Raw genomic sequence first — 16,170 nt, forward strand, 5'->3', positions numbered from 1 at the left:
TTAGTATAGGTTTACGATGCTTTGGCAACAGCCCTGATGTGGCCTTCAACTCGATTTTTTCCAAGCTGTTGAGCAATCAACTTTGCTTGCTCCGCCAGTGCTAGAGCTGTATCTGGCTCTCCCTCTATTTGTGAAAAACCGACACTCACGCCTAAAGAGAGGCTGATGTCTGGCGTCACAATAGTTTTCTCTGCTACGCCAATTCGGCACTGGTCTAGTTGGAACTTGGCGTCGTTGCCGTCGTTTGCTTTAAATAATACTGCGAACTCTTTGCCTCCAATACGAGCAAGGCATAGTCCTTTAGGCTTCGGAAAGTACGAGCGTAGTGCTTCTGCTGTCAGCTTGATCATCTTGTCACCCACAGCTTCACCATAAGCACGGTTCACGTGGTCAAAATTATCGATATCGAGTAGAGCTATATAGGTTTCAGGCTGGTTGGCGTAGTTTTCCAGTGCAATATTAAAGCTACTTTTGTTGTCTAATTGCGTCATCAAGTCCTTGCTACTCAACTGGTGCTGAAGCAGTAAGTTGGACAGTGAGACTTCCGTGTAATCTCTGATCATACGCAGAATACTCTGGCTGATCGGTAAGTTTGCGTTTACGTACAACACTGCGATCAACTGCTTGCGAGAGTGCAAAGGAATACAGTAATGGCGTTGGTTTATTTTGAGTTTACACGCTAATGGGTCTGCGTACTTTCCGCTTCGGTAAGCCATGGTGTCCGGTGTAAATCGTTCGGCAAGGGCTTTGTCACAATGTACCGTTGATTTGTTTCCGTGATAGTCGATGGTACTGAATGCGTGGTTCTCAGGCTGATAGAGACAGAATTGAATGCCTTTTTGGTAGGTGAAACTATCCAGTATGGATTTTAATTCTCGTTTAAAGCTTACAAGGTCATCGACTTTATTCAGTTGTGACAAGGACACGTTCAAACGATAAGCCAAATAGTTTGCGCCAATCCACAATAGAAGCAGTGAACCAAGTACCAAGCCAGTTAGCGTAAATTGGTGTGAGCTGGTTAAGATGTCATGGCGGTCAGTGCCCGCAATGAACACCCAATTTAAGCTGTTGTCTGCGTCAAATACCGATATTTTGAAGTTATCTTGATAGTAATATTCGTGCTTACCAACGGTTTCACCTTGTGAGAGTTGGTGGCTGATCCCTGCATGGAAGCTGATGGATTTAGAACCGATACGCTGTGGATCCGGGTGGAATACCAGTCGCTCTGTTGCTCTGTCTACAACAAATACATAGCCATTATTAAGCGTTTTTAAATCTCTTAAACCTTGCGTGGTATGCATTAAATCAAACTCAATCCATATTTCTTCGTTGAGCTTTTCTGCAGTGTGTTTAACGGCGAAAACCCATCGTCCATCGGCTTTTTGGTAAACGGAAGAGATGTAAAAATCTTCTACAACACCGTCTATTGAATGCCATTGTATTGTGGCGATTTGTTCATTGGAAAGAGGAAGGCCACGAGTGGAGACATAATGTTGGGAGTTAGGTTGGTATCGAACGATATCGGAGAAATTTGGTGTTCTTCTTAGAATATTATCACTCAATTCTCTGAATTTTTTATCACCGATTGGAGCCGTTTTAGGCAAGCCTAGACTGGTTTCTAAAAAATAGAGTTTGCCGAATGTGGCTTCGATGTTGGAACGAATGGTAGAGCTTGCGATACGAATGTTTGATGATGATTGTTCTGTTGCTGCTGTTTCTACTTTTTCAAGCTGAGTCATAGCAAGATAGAGCATCCCTCCAGTTAATAAAATAATGTATGGTTTAAAAAGCCGAATTAATGTTTTAGGTAAAGCCATGATATCCAAAGACGTTATAGATTCATTTTTATAGTACGGCAATACTAAACAGTTTCATTAACCACATCAATGCAAATGATTCCATATGGATGAATGATTTTTGTGATATTCAGCTAACAAAAAAGCCAGCTGTAAATATAACTGGCTTCTATGATTTTCGGTGTTTTATTAAGCTGGCTTAGCTTTTAACTTAACTTAACTTAAATCAGTCTTGTCTGGCGAATAGTGCAGAATCGCCATTGAAGCTGGAGATAACAACATTTCACCTTCTGCATGACCGGGTTTGACGTTTCGCGAGTTGGTATCACAGATGGTTACCCAGTTTTGTTCACGGTCATTCGGTAACGAGAAACGTGCTGGCGCATTGGTTTGGTTGATAAGATAAATTAACTCGTCGCCATCTTTACCAATACCTAAATGCAAAGCGACTGAGCTTAAGCGGTTCCAGTCGTCATGCTCCATAAGTGTGCCATCGACACGGCTCCAGAAGATGCGGTTAGAGTTACGCTTTTCGCCACTGAATGCCTTAATAAACGGCACCATGTATTGCTGACGAGCAGAGATCATTTCAGATAACCAAGTCTTGAAGTAAGTCTTGCGCTCTGAATCTTCCCAGTTAAGCCAGCTGGTCACGCCATCTTGGCAGTAAGCGTTGTTGTTACCTTTTTGAGTATGAGATAACACATCGGCCGTCAAAATATGAGGAATACCAAAAGCAAACAGCAGGCTCGCCATGAAGTTGCGTTTCTGCTTTTCACGTGTTGCGATAACTAACAGGTTTTCGGTTTCACCTTCAACACCGTAGTTTTCAGAACGGTTATCACCATGCCCATCGCGGTTATTCTCACCATTTTCTTCATTGTGCTTGTGCTTGTACGAGACAAGGTCCTGCATGGTGAAGCCATCATGGTAAGTGATGTAGTTGACGGTGAGTTTGTAAGGCCAGTGCGCTGCACTGTAGATATCACGAGAGCCCATTAGGCGTGTAGCAAACTCTTTTAGGTAACCCTGATCACCGCGCCAGAAGCTACGTGTGATGTCTCTCAGCTTGTCATTGCATTCATTCCAACCAAGCGGGAAATTACCCACTTGATAACCATTAGGACCAATATCCCACGGCTCTGCGATTAACTTAGTTTCTTTAAGTACAGGGTCTTGAGCTACGGCTTTAAAGAAAGCAGCCTCAGGGTTGTAGTTGTCACCTTCGCGCCCCAGTGTCGCTGCCAAGTCAAAACGGAAGCCGTCGACTTGGAATTCGCTTACCCAGTAACGAAGCGTATCCATTACTAAGTTGAGTGCTGGCTGGTGGGTAAGGTCGACGGTGTTTCCACAGCCAGTGAAGTTCGCGTAATGGCAGCCATGTTTAATGTAGTAGCGGCTATCTAGCGCTTTGAGGTTGAAGGTGGTACCACCTTCGCCACCCTCTGCCGTGTGGTTGTACACCACGTCTAGAATGACTTCGATGCCATTGCGGTGAAGTTCACGAATGGCGGTTTTGAGTTCATTAACGGCGTCTTTTTCTGCGTAGCGTGGGTCTGGCACCATGAACAAGTATGGGTTGTATCCCCAATAGTTCACTTTATCCATGTCCAAGAGATGAGGCTCATGCATGCACGCAGCAACGGGTAGAAGCTGTAGAGAGTTGATATTTTGCTGTTTGTAGAACGCAAGCATTTCAGGGCTCACTAACCCTAAGTAGCGTCCTTTAGTATTGGCAGCCACTTCTGGGTGCAGTTGAGATAGACCTTTTACATGCGTTTCAAAAAGAACGGTATCTTCGCGGCTAATGCGTGGCTTTTCTACATCTTGCCAATCGAAGGTGTCATCAACAACGACACATTTCGCCATAGCAAAGCTTTTTTCATTGGTATATGGCGTGACGTAATCGAGCGGTTCGCTTATTGCTTTGGCATACGGGTCTGAAAGCAGGATAGGGCCATTGTCCGTTTCGGCAATGAAGCCGTATTTTTGCCCCGCTTTAATACCATCAATAAAGACATATCTGATATCAGCGTATTCATTTTCCAATTTATAAGTGGTGAATTCGTCGTTCTCGTCAAAAAGAGCGAGTGAAAGAGATTTACAGTCAGGAGAATAAATAGAGAAGTTGCAGCCAGTGTTACCTAGCGTTGCGCCTAGCGGATAAGGGCGAGCGAGCGTTCTAGTCATTGCTTGATTTCTTGTTCGTTTATCGACATCAGTGAACTATAAGTAAAAAGCTTTGTCACAATAAGGTCAAGCAACTTCACAGATTAATTACGGTAAAAAAAATAATTCATCGATGAAGTTCAAATTATATATTTGAGCTAGATCTCACTTATGTTGAATAATTAGATCTGTGTGCTGTCTACTCCTCCTATATTAAGTGATCTACCTCTTTAAAACACCATTCTGTATATTTTCTACTCCCCTCTAGTCCCCCTTAATTAACTTAGGGGCGGAGGAAGTCAAACTTGTCATCCCCTCTTAATATTGACCCCGTTGAAACGAATCAGGGGAAACCCTAAACCTCTCTATCTTACGACTACCATTACTGCCTTTGGTTGCCGCAAGAGAGCAAAAATATAAAAACCTAAAATAAATCGTCCTTAATGGAGTTAAGAATGAAAAAAGTAAGTTTGATTGCTGCTGCAGTGGCAACTACATTAGCTGCTGGCTCTGCGTTCGCTGTAGATTTTAATGGCTACATGCGTGCTGGTACTGGTATTAGCGGAAATGATGGTGGTGACGTTTCATTCATGAAGAATGGTATTGGCCGTCTAGGTAATGAAAACGACAACTATTCTGAGTTTGGTCTGGCTGAAGAACTAAAAACTGGTGAGCAAACTTGGCGTTTAGAGTCAATGATTGCTTCTGGTGCTGATGGCGCAAATGGTTGGGAAGACGGTGACTTTAACGTTGCTCAGTTTGCTGTTAAAGCAACTGGCGTCTTATCTTTTGATGAAGAAGCGACACTTTGGGCTGGTAAAACATACTACCAACGTAAAGATATTCACATCACTGACTTCTACTTTCTAAATACATCAGGTACTGGTGGTGGTATTGAAAATATTTCAGTTGGTAATCAAAAACTTTCTCTAGCAATTATTCAAGATGGCGAAGATGAGAACGGTGCTGGTTACATGGCTGATGCTCGCCTAGCGAATATCGGTCTGTGGGAAGATGCTAGCTTAGAGCTTGGAGTTGTATACAACTTCGGTACTGAAAACAAGAATGGCAAATACGATGGCGATGACGGCCTACTTGCTACAGGTATCATCCACCAAGGTATGAGCAATGGCTTTAACCAAACGGTCGTTCAAGTAGGTACGGCTGGTTACGGTGTTCAAATGGCTAATTTGTGGGGCTCTGGTGCTTATTATGACCGCTCTGGAGACCAGGATGATGGTTTCGGTTACCGAATCCTTAACTGGGGTGTAATGAACCTTGGCGAGTCTTGGGAAATGGGTCACCAACTTGCCTACTTAGCTGGTTCTGATATCGGTGCTTCAAAGCAAGACATCAACCAATATTCTGTAGTTGTTCGTCCAATGTACAAGTGGAACAACACTATGCGTACTATTTTTGAAGCTGGCTACAATGCGGGTGAGCAGATTAATCAAGCTGGCACTGGTGTAGAAGATTTTGGTGGCGCTAAATTTACTGTTGCTCAAGCATGGGCAATGGGTGACAGCTTCTGGGCTCGTCCTGAAATCCGCGTATACGGTAGCTACCTGATGGATCTAGAAAACGATTCATTCGGTGAAGTTAAAGAAAATGGTGTTGTAAAGGCTAAAGGTGCTGACAACGATTTCGTTGTTGGTATCCAAGTTGAAGCTTGGTGGTAAGCCACTTAGCTTAAAATCCTAAACTGTCCTAATTCATAGCCGGCTTACGTCGGCTATTTTTTTAAGGAATGTACGATTAGTAAAAAGGTTTCCTAGGTTAATTATTTTCGTTATGGTAATTAACTAAGTAAATTTCTTAAAAAAATAAAAATAAGGAAGAACTATGTATTTTCGCGCTCTGATGTTGAGTGGTTGTGTTGCATTGGCTGGTTGCCAATCTGCGCAAGTAGTAGAGCAAGTGCAAGTTGCACAAGCTGAACAAGTTAACTCTATTGCTGGTCTTCAATTTGCTCCTATGAAGCTACCAAGTTCGGCAATTTTTGATGTGACACCAAATAGCCAAGTATTAAATTACCAAGGAATAAACAGCCCTGTAGTCGCGGTTGAACTGCCTGCAGATCGCGGTGAGTACTCGATTAATATCACGAGCATTATCGGCGACACAGCGTTTGTTCCAAATGCGGTCATCTATGACGAAAACGGTCGTGAGCTAGAGCGTTATGGTAAAGAGAGCTTCGAATACGCAAAACCAAGACTACACTTAGGAAACCGCCTCGTTGCTGAGAACGATTTTTACCCACCGACAACAGCAAAATCAGTTTATTTAGTTATCTATACAGATCAAGCTGATCTTGGTGGTTTTACTGATGTGATCCATCCTGCTCGCTTGGACGCGGAAGGCCGTGGTAATTATTTACCTGAAGTAAAAGATATCCCGATTCCAAATGCTAACGTTGGTAAGATAGAAGTTACAATCGATAAAGCGAGCTTCTTCTCAATTGGTTCATCAAACAGTGAATCTAATGCTAAACCTGCTGTTGCTAAAATCGATACTATTCAACCTGAAACGCAAACCTACTATCACAATGCGATTCAAACAGCTGTAACTGAAGACAATATTCCTAAAGCTCTTAGCTTATTAGATGAAGCAAAAGCCCTTGGTATTGAAGGTGCACAAGAAGCCTTTGTGCGAGCCGTCAACGCCAAGTAATATAGATAAAGGGTTCCTTTAAAAGTGCAATGCTTGTAAGTTAAGCATCGGTTAGCATCTTCTAAGGAACCCTATCGAATACCGCTTTAATGTATATGCTTTTTATTTGCAATGTTCAGCAACTTTCTCGCCTAAAGGGACTTCTGTATTTTCGCATTTTGATACGTGACCAGTAGTCGTTTCCCCTGCTTTATCCGTTTCCATATATTGATCAACATTACCGTTGCTTTCAAGTGTTTGCAGTGCCTGTTTGTGCGCGGCATTTTCAGCTTGTATTTGTTGCGTTGTTGCAGTGCTAGGAGTATGTGCCAGGGCGCGAGCAGCGTCGGTAGATTCTACAAGATCAGTGGTATTAGCCAAAGCCATCCCGCCCATCAATGCTGTAGTCACGATGCCCATTTGGATGGTTTTGATGATATGTTTACGGTTCATGGAAGTTTTCCTAATCAAAATTTAACGACACCGCAAACAACTGCGGTGTTTTGCTGTTGATAGAATATTACATCGAGAATTGAATGTATTTTAATCGTAATTGTAGGGCGTAACCCTTCAAAAAAGGCTGCCAGGATTAATTCTGTTCACTTAAGGGAGAGCGGCATTCCTACTATGATATATCGTTAAGATTTGGTTTTAACGGTTCTAAGGAATATCCTTTCCCTTTAGTTCTAAGTTTTCAGCCATGTAATCGAATGTAGGGGCTATAAAGTATGGTTGGAAATGCCCCGAATTTTAATGGGCGATGCAGTTGTTTATTATTTGCTTAAATCTGCTGGGTTCAATAGTTGTAAAAAAGGGAGACTGACGTCTCCCAAAGGCTAGCTTTCGCTTGTTTTATTATCTGTTACTTGAACCTAAGCTTGGAGCTTAATTCTTAGTGACAGATACCACAGCTTTGTCTACATCGTCGTCAAGCTCGTGAATGGCATTCAAGGTGAAGGTGTAGCTGCCCGCTTCCGTTACGCTCAATTGGCAATTGCCACCTGTGCCAATATCGATTGACCCGCTTGCAAGCTCTACAGAATCGCAACCAAAGTTAGGTGATACCCAATCAGCATCAGCAAACTTGAAGCCATAGTTACCCGCTTCCAAGTTGCCTGTCACAGAATAAACACCATTAGCGACAAAGCTCATTGCCCAATCATCCGTTGCGCCCCATCCATTCATGTCACCTTTAACGTAGACGGTTGTTTGACCGTACGGAGGAATGCTAGATACATCCTTGTCTGAGTTATCAACCGGCAAACCAGCGCCTTGAGCACCGTTTTGTGCTTGTACAAACACAGCTGTCGTTAGTGCAGGGACTGTGAAGGTTTCAGCGGCGAAGCTTGCACCTTTCACTGTGTCGTCAGCCGAGTTTTGTTGAACGTCATGAAGTGTAAAGCCGGTTGCTCCTGTGATTTTGAATGATTGAGATTTATTAGTTGAGTTTACAACTGCCACAATCGCATCATTTGCAGGGTCAAGATCGTCGCCCGCAGACACGCCATCATCGATCGACATGACAATCAGGCCTTCGACTTGATCTTCGCCAACGTTACGGAAGTCGACACGCTTCATAACTTCGTCAGCTGTATCTAAGCGGAACAGTTCGCTTGAGCTACGGATCTTTAATAGCTCTAGGAATTGCTGCTTAGTCAGCTCAATGTCGTCTGAGTCTGGTTTAGCCGCGCTGTCAGCAATGATTGTTTTGATCAGATCCCAGTTGGCACCATCTTTATCTTCACGAGGTAAGCCAACATTCCAGTTGTTGTCCGTCCCATCAAACATGACGCGGTTGTACCAGTCACCAGAATCGTAAGAATCGCGCTGCATAGACTTAGATCGTAGCAGTTCAGAACCCATATGGATGAATGGTATGCCTTGGCCTAACATCACGGTAGAGAGTGATACAGACTGCATGCGAGCACGCTCTGCAGAGCTAGTACCAGTGGCGATTTTGTAAGCGTTGTTATCCCAAAGCGTTTGGTTATCATGCTTCGATACGTAAGAAATGTTCTCTGAAGGCATCTTGGTGTAACCAGCTGGCGCGCCGTTGTAATCAACGTTTTTACCCAATTTGGTATCGCCTTTGTAATCAATCAGTACGTATTCTGCGAGGTTACCTGCCATCCCCAAACGAACAAGGTCTTGGTTATGTAAACGACCATTGATCGAATCTTGATCAACTTTGGTTTCTTCATTGGCAATCGCTGCGTTACCAAAGCCTTGGTTAAAGCGAAGTGGGTGGTTGCCTGCTGAATCGACGCCACCGTCGAACGGACTACCACCACGAACGGCGTCACGCAAACGGTCTGAGAATGTACCGATCTCAGTACCTGCCATATTGATTTGGTTTGCTTGATCGAAGCGGGCGTTGTTGGCGACTTCACCAAAGTCCCAGCCTTCCCCGTAGAACAGAGTATTCGGGTCGATTTTGCGCACTTCTTCCAATGCTTCGACCATTACATCTTTTGGCTGGTGGCCCATCAAGTCAAAACGGAAACCATCCACTTTGTAGTCGTCAGCCCACACCTTAAGTGAGTCGACCATCAATTTACCCATCATCAGGTTTTCGGTCGCAGTGTTGTCACAACAAGTCGAGTTTTCTACGCCACCAGTGTTGACGTTAAGACGGTGATAGTACCCAGGGACAATCTTATCCAGTACCGACTTATCGTTCACACCAGACGCGTTGGTGTGGTTGTATACCACGTCCATGATCAGCTTAAGATCCATGTCGTGCGTGGCTTTGACCATCTGACGGAATTCGAGAATACGCTGAGAACCATTAGGATCGGTCGCGTAACTTCCTTCAGGAACCGTGTAATGGAATGGGTCGTAGCCCCAGTTGAAACTGTCGAGCATACGCAGGTCGTTCATTAGCGCTTGCGCATCGCCTGTTGAAGGATCATAACCATCGAGTACATCTTCGATGACTTTATTTTCGTCTTCGTTTCCACATAAGGTAGCAGTCGGTTTTACATCACACAGTTTGCCAACGGTGTCGGTGATATCAACACGGCTGGCGGTATCTTCATCAACGGTAGCGATATCAAATGCCGGTAAGATATGCAGCGTGGTTAAACCTGCTTCTTGCAGAGCTTGTAGGTGCTTGACCGACTCACGATCGGCTTCTGTGAGAGCGAGGTACTTGCCGTTCAGACTTGCTGTGCCGAGCTTATCGCTGAAGCTAAAGTCACGAAGGTGTGATTCGTAAAGTACATGATCTTCGTCTTTTTTAACGGTTGGTCGTACGTAGTCGTCCCAGTTCGTTGGTTTCAACGTTGAATCATTCAGGTCGATGACTTGAGAGTATGCCGAATTCTTCGATAAGCTGAGAGAGTATGGGTCTGTCACTAGGCGAGTTTCTATATTGCCAGTGGTTGGATGGTAAACCTTCACTTGGTAGCGATAGTAACTGTTGACTGCATTAGACACGGCATCAGTCGCCCAAATACCTGTCTCAGTGTTTTCCGTCATCGGGATGACTTGTGAGGTCTGGAGATCTTCGCTGTACAGGACGAGTTCTACATCTTGAGCTGTTGGTGCCCAAAGCTTGAAGGTAGCGGCACTGCCTTCAACAATCGCACCTAATTCTTCTCTCATTGCATTACCAGCATCTTCGCTAGCAAATACTGCATCAAGCACTCCAGGTTTTTGAACCTCAGTTGAAGAGGTAACATCGCCATTGGCATTGTAAGCAACAAGAATTATCTGAGATTTTAAAATAGTGCGAAGTGTGCTGTCGTCAACGTCGATAGCCATGGCAGGTAAGCTTGCAAGGTGGCGGAAACGCTCTTTCAATTCAGAAGACAGCTCTCCGTCTTTGCTTAGTTCAATTGCAGTTCCACCGACAATCTCTTTGTCATCGTTCATTGTGATGCTGTTGTCTAGTGCATAGAAAAGCTTCACAGAGTCTGCATTGCTAGCCGCTTCCCAACCAATTGTGGTTGCATCTAGCCAGTGTGCTTTTTGACCATCAATATTGACTGGTCGCTCTGAAATAGGGTCGTAGTACAACTCGCTGCTGCCATGGAAACCAAATACGCCTTGTGAATCGCCAAGCTTAGTTAACTCGACTTTTGAGTTCGCACTGCCAAATGCTTTCTCATCACCATTGTGCAAGATGAAGTTCATGCATTTGTGTGGGTCAGAGGCATCTGGGTCAACTTTCAACACATAATAGGCACCGTAAGTATCGCTGATACCATCGTATTCGTAAGGGCTGTTCCAATCGGTTCCGGTTTCACTCAACCCCATGCCGACTAAGTCTGTGCTGGTACAGCCTTCACCATTCCAAAGGTGAAGCCCCCAACCGTCGTAAGTTGAGCCAGATGAGCTGGCAGCGGCAACATCGCGTTTGTAGTAAATAACGACTTCGTTTTCAGCTGCAGGGTATAAACCACTGTTGCCAGGGGCTGTACCGTTGTCGCTATCATTATCACTACCACAACCCGCGATCAAAGTAGCGGTGAAGAGCGGTAACATTGCTTTGGCCAATGTAGAGCGTTTGAAGCTCTTCTTTTTGGTATTGTTGAAGGTATTTCGTAGAGAGATAATTTTATTAATATTTATGTTGTTCACGTTTTGATATCCATATTTCACTTTTTATGAAGATGAATATCCTAGCTTTAACCAAGGTCAACTATTTGTGATGGCAATGTATAAAGTTATTTTAAATTCGTAAATATAGGAAACCTAGTGTCAATATCACGCTTTGTATTTGGTTATTGTTAAATTAATTGGATCAATGACTCATTTGCATAATATCAATAATGTAAGGCGTAGAGGCTAGGCGTAGTTAATAAGGATGAGAGCTCATCCTTATTATTGTGAGTAATATATCGAATTGAGAGAGTGTTAATTTAATGTGGAAATTAAGTTATTTATCAATTAGCTAAAAGCGAGCTGTTCGGTAATTTATATTGATAGGTATATCATCCATTTAAGGATAACACCCAAGCCAAAGACGCCAGCGGTTTCAATTCAATATTAAAACTGCCAACACTGTTCTCAATGTCGAGCACTTGTTGCGCTATGCCTTCAATATATTCATTGAGTATGTAACGACCATCAACTAATTTGAGTTTTTGGATTACATCACTTGGAATCTTTAAGTGAATATTTTCAGTGGTATGTTGGCTGAAATTAGCTGCAACAATGGTTAGCTCTTGGTGGTCAGAGCGCAGAAATGCGTAGACTGAATCACTTAAGTTACAGCACTGGTGTAAGTCTTGGTAATCACCTGTTATCGATGAGTGCTCTAGCGAAAAGTTCATTACCTTTTGATAGAAGTGACGCAGCTGCTTTTCGTTTTCGTCTAATAGCCCGCCATCGAATGCGCCGTGGTTCATCCACTTTTGGTGTTGTGGGACTCCGATGTAGTCAAATATGGAAGTTCGTGAGGGCTGTCCAAAGCCTGCATTCTCCGCGCCCGGTTCGCCGACTTCTTGCCCAAAGTAGATCATGGTTGGAGAACTACTCAATAACGCGCTGACTAGCATTGCAGGCTTCGCTATATTTGGGTCACCTACAAATTCAGGAGACGCGATGCGTTGTTCATCATGGTTATCCAAGAAGTGCAGCATGTGATGTTCAATATCCATCATTTGATGTTGGATTTTGGGGATGATAGCCGTGGAAGTATTGCCTAGCATGATGTCTTTTAGACCGTCGTACAGATCTACTTTGTCATAGAGGTAGTCCATTTTGCCTAAGTGGATATAGTCGCGATATAAGTCCGGTTGGTACACCTCAGCCATTAAAAAGGCATCTTGGTTTTTCATCTTTATAGATGAATTAAGGTAGCTCCAAAATTCGACTGGAACCATCTCAGCCATATCGTAGCGAAACCCATCAACACCTTTATTCAACCAAAACAAGGCGATATCACGGAATTTAGCCCAAGAGTTAGGCACATAAACAGATTCCCAGAAACGGAAATGATCCATGTAATTGCGTTGAGCATAGTCACTCGGTAGTTCAGGGAAGTCTTTTGAACCGTCTGGTCGCATGCCATAATTGATTTTCACCGTTTCATACCAATCATCGAAACTAGGCTTGGCTAAACGTGAGCCGTTACCTGTCCATTTGGCGGGCGTCTCTATAAACGGGGAGTTTAGGTTGGGATGCTGTTCACCACCTAGCGGCGTAAAGGCGGGCTCTATGTCTGGCAATTCAAAGGTGCTGTTGGGAATGTAGTAGAAGTTATTGTCTTTGTGGTATTCCAGCGTTGTGTCATCTTGAGCGCCGAAGTCACTGACACCTTCTGGGTTGTTTAAGCCTTTATAATGACGCGCAACGTGATTCGGTACGATATCGATAATCACTTTTAAACCATTGTCGTGACTTCTTTTGATGAGTGCCTCGAACTCTTCCAAACGGCGATCAGGATTCTCAGCGAGGTCTGGATTGACTGAGTAGTAATCTTTTACCGCATAAGGTGATCCTGCACGGCCTTTTACCACGCTCGGGTGATCGTCTGAAATCCCGATGTGTTTGTAATCATTGATGATGGCGTGATGTGGCACTCCGGTATACCAAATATGAGTCATACCGAGTTTGCGGATTTCAGACAGCGCTTTGTCGGTAAAATCACTGAACTTACCGACGCCATTTTGCTCGATTGTGCCCCATGGAACATGTTGGGTGTTTTTATTGCCAAATAAACGCGTAAAAACTTGGTAGATGGCGTACTTTTGGTTGTACATATTTATAATTCCTTTAACTTCCATCATGTTATGTAGGGATGAAAGGGCTTGTTTATTCTTTGCAGGCTAACCGAATTACAATATGCCTTGCTCATCCTTATCAAAATCTACAGGGCGTAATTGCTACAGTATGTGAGCTGTTGCTCAAAAGGAGTCATGTTGTCTTCATCTATTCAAATCGTTATCACCTATTTGGTTCTGGTGGCGGTGTCTGTGTTGTTTGCGGAAAGTTCTAAAGCGCTGTTGGTGTGGTATTTGGTTATCGGTTTCGTGACGTTTTTTGTGTACGCGAAGGACAAGCGAGCAGCGATCAATGGCAATTGGCGTGTGCCAGAGAAAACTCTGCATATTTTTTCTGTTGCTGGTGGCTGGCTAGGGGCGTTGATTGCTCAAGATAAGCTGCGTCATAAAACGCAGAAGCAGCCGTTCAGAGCCATATATTGGGTGACAGTGGCAGTGAATGTTGCGGCGTTTGTGTGGACACTAACCCCGAGCGGGCAGGCGACGTTTGGACGTTGGCTTAGCGAGGTTATTGGATACTTGTAATGAAATTGATGGCTAGTAATCACTTACTAACCATCATAGGAAAGCTATTTTGTTATAACATCGGAATCGTTGAGGCTAACAGCAAGCCTGCCATACCGTAGTTGAAGCTTTTGATACGGACGGGTGTGGTTAACCAGTGTTGCAGTTGTTTACCTGCCGCTGTCCAGAATGTCACGGATGGTAAGTTGGCGAGCGTGAAGATACCTGCGATGATCGCAAGCTCCCACCATGAACTGCCGCTGCTATAGACTGAAATTGCCGTCAGCGCCATCGACCAACCTTTCGGGTTCACCCACTGAAAACTTGCCGCGCCGATGAAGGTCATTGGCTTATAAGCCTCGGTGCTTTTGGCTTTGCCGCTCAATGCTATCTTAATTGCAAGGTACACGAGGTAAGCAAGGCTTAGGTATTTCAAGATTTGGTGAGTAACCGGATAAGCGTTGAAAATGCCCATTAAACCGAAGCCAACCAGCAGCAACATGGCTGCAAACCCTAGAGCAATGCCAAGCATGTGCGGAATAGTACGGGCAAAGCCAACATTTGCTCCTGATGTCATGAGCATGATGTTATTTGGACCTGGTGTGAAGGTCGAGACGAACGCAAACAAGGCAAGTGCGCTAAGTTGTTCTAAAGGCATTATGGTTCTCCAGCAAAAAATGAACGAAGTGACTGACCGGTCATGACTTTCACGTGTTGAGAAACATAGTAGGTGGAAAGTGAGGCAATTATGTGCTTTTATTTCCTCTATTATCACTAAATGCACAATAATAAGTACTTATGGATAGATTTGACGAAAGGATATTGCAAGAGCTTAAATTGGACGGCAGAATCTCCAACATTGAGCTTTCAGAACGGATTGGCTTGTCGGCTTCTGCGACCTTAAGGCGCGTCCAGGATCTTGAGCGTAAAGGTATCATTCAAGGTTACCGTGCGGTTCTGGATAATGGGCTGATGGGGGTAGGTTTTATTGCTTATGTTTCGATTGGTTTATCAAGCCACAGCAAAGCGGCTCAGCTGGAGTTTGAACAGCACGTCAGTATGGAAAAAGAGGTGGTGGAGTGTCACAACATTACCGGTGCCAACGAGTACTTGCTAAGGGTAGAAACCAAAGACCTACCGGGCTATAAGAAGTTTCATGCCGATGTGCTTGGGGAATGTGCTCAGGTGAAATCTATTACGACTATGGTTGTGATGGACACCCCTAAAGACGAACGCTAGTCGAGTTTTATTTCAGGAGAGGCGCAGTGCCAAATACCAATCAGTTGTTATTGTTCTTAGATGTGGTTCAACAAGGGTCGTTTACCAAAGCGGCAACCTTACATGATATGGACAACTCATCACTCTCTAAACAGATCAAAAAGCTCGAGCAAGATTTAGGTGTTCAGCTGCTGAACCGCTCTACACGCTCGTTTTCGTTGACGTCGGCAGGGGAAGATATTCTCGCACAAACCTATGTACTGAAAGACACCATCAATCAGATTCAAGGCATTGCAGATTCATACCAGTCAGAGCCAAAAGGCGTGCTACGAATTACTTCACCGATCTATTTTGGGCAGCAATATTTGCAACCTATCATCACTCAGTTCATGAGAAAGTACCCAGATGTTCAGATCGTACTTTCACTAGACGATAAGATCGCCAATATCATTGCAGGGCAGTTTGATATCGCGTTTCGCTTCAGTAAGCTTGTTGAATCGAATTTGATTGCGAAGAAGATTGCCGACAGTAATTTCATGTTGGTCGCGTCAAACGATTTTGTGAAGCAGCACGGTGAACCGAAAACGCCACAAGATCTACTCGCTCTACCTGCGGTGATTTATACCAATGGTGATATGACGGTCGACCATCTGCTCATTAGTGAAGAGCCGGGAGGTAATACCTTCCAGAGCCTAACGATTCGTGGCAACTATAAGGTGAGTGATGTTCGTACTATGGTGTCTTGTGTGAAAGATGGTCTAGGTTATGGCTTCCTTGATCAATCAAACCTGTATGCCTCAATGAAAGAACTTGGCTTGGTCACTTTACTGCCGGATTATCCGATCTCTACGATTGATACCGCAATCTACGCTGTCTATCCGCACCGTAAGCAAACCAAACTAGTCAAAGAATTCATCACTACGGTTCAAGACTATATTGGCTCTCCGACGATTTGGGAGAAGATGCAGCAAGGTTAGTTGTGTTTCTAATAGTTCAAACTAAAAAGGAGCCAGATCGTCACACGATCTGGCTCCTTTTTAATTGTTCCGGCTATCACTGATTTACAATGTAAAGCTTAGCTATAGCTGGCGTGAACGGCTCAT

At 44.0% G+C, this 16,170-nt stretch carries 11 protein-coding genes; 5 read left to right on the forward strand and 6 right to left on the reverse strand.

Annotated elements, in window-relative coordinates:
* Nucleotides 1-11 precede the first annotated feature (11 nt).
* Nucleotides 12-1,754 carry a diguanylate cyclase domain-containing protein gene (locus AB4185_RS01430; RefSeq protein WP_372134710.1) on the reverse strand — a complete coding sequence of 581 codons (1,743 nt, stop codon included), beginning with the start codon at nt 1,752-1,754 and terminating at the stop codon, nt 12-14.
* A gap of 258 nt (nt 1,755-2,012) precedes the next feature.
* On the reverse strand, nt 2,013-3,986 hold the full coding sequence (glgX, locus tag AB4185_RS01435; RefSeq protein WP_372134712.1) for a glycogen debranching protein GlgX: 1,974 nt from the start codon (nt 3,984-3,986) through the stop codon (nt 2,013-2,015).
* A 434-nt stretch (nt 3,987-4,420) separates the two neighbouring features.
* Here glgX and lamB point away from each other — a divergent pair, with 434 nt between their 5' ends.
* Nucleotides 4,421-5,644 (forward strand): maltoporin LamB, encoded by a 1,224-nt coding sequence (gene lamB / locus AB4185_RS01440; protein ID WP_065583773.1) that lies wholly within the window; start codon nt 4,421-4,423, stop codon nt 5,642-5,644.
* A 163-nt stretch (nt 5,645-5,807) separates the two neighbouring features.
* A complete protein-coding gene (locus tag AB4185_RS01445) occupies nt 5,808-6,635 on the forward strand; it encodes a MalM family protein (RefSeq protein WP_065583774.1) in 828 nt (275 codons plus the stop codon).
* Nucleotides 6,636-6,737: 102 nt separating this feature from the next.
* Here the strand turns inward: AB4185_RS01445 and AB4185_RS01450 are convergent, their stop codons facing one another.
* The 3 genes from AB4185_RS01450 to AB4185_RS01460 form a co-directional block, all read right to left on the reverse strand.
* Nucleotides 6,738-7,067 carry a hypothetical protein gene (locus AB4185_RS01450; protein WP_017058851.1) on the reverse strand — a complete coding sequence of 110 codons (330 nt, stop codon included), beginning with the start codon at nt 7,065-7,067 and terminating at the stop codon, nt 6,738-6,740.
* 432 nt (nt 7,068-7,499) lie between these two features.
* Nucleotides 7,500-11,198, reverse strand: coding sequence for a pullulanase-type alpha-1,6-glucosidase (gene pulA, locus AB4185_RS01455; RefSeq protein WP_372134714.1), 3,699 nt, complete (start codon nt 11,196-11,198; stop codon nt 7,500-7,502).
* A 353-nt stretch (nt 11,199-11,551) separates the two neighbouring features.
* Entirely contained in the window at nt 11,552-13,324 is a 1,773-nt protein-coding gene (locus AB4185_RS01460; protein ID WP_372124032.1) for an alpha-amylase family glycosyl hydrolase, read from the reverse strand.
* A 156-nt stretch (nt 13,325-13,480) separates the two neighbouring features.
* On the opposite strand from AB4185_RS01460, the gene AB4185_RS01465 reads away from it, so the two are divergent.
* Nucleotides 13,481-13,870, forward strand: coding sequence for a DUF1294 domain-containing protein (locus AB4185_RS01465; protein ID WP_017066606.1), 390 nt, complete (start codon nt 13,481-13,483; stop codon nt 13,868-13,870).
* Between the two features lie 52 nt (nt 13,871-13,922).
* Here the strand turns inward: AB4185_RS01465 and AB4185_RS01470 are convergent, their stop codons facing one another.
* Nucleotides 13,923-14,507, reverse strand: coding sequence for a LysE family translocator (locus tag AB4185_RS01470; RefSeq protein WP_017058847.1), 585 nt, complete (start codon nt 14,505-14,507; stop codon nt 13,923-13,925).
* 140 nt (nt 14,508-14,647) lie between these two features.
* Between AB4185_RS01470 and AB4185_RS01475 the strand changes: the two genes are divergently transcribed.
* Nucleotides 14,648-15,088, forward strand: coding sequence for an Lrp/AsnC family transcriptional regulator (locus tag AB4185_RS01475; protein WP_065583777.1), 441 nt, complete (start codon nt 14,648-14,650; stop codon nt 15,086-15,088).
* 26 nt (nt 15,089-15,114) lie between these two features.
* Nucleotides 15,115-16,044 carry a LysR family transcriptional regulator gene (locus AB4185_RS01480; protein ID WP_372134716.1) on the forward strand — a complete coding sequence of 310 codons (930 nt, stop codon included), beginning with the start codon at nt 15,115-15,117 and terminating at the stop codon, nt 16,042-16,044.
* Nucleotides 16,045-16,170 lie beyond the last annotated feature (126 nt).

This window comes from Vibrio sp. 10N.286.48.F5 (genome assembly GCF_041469785.1).
GTDB lineage: Bacteria > Pseudomonadota > Gammaproteobacteria > Enterobacterales > Vibrionaceae > Vibrio > Vibrio crassostreae_C.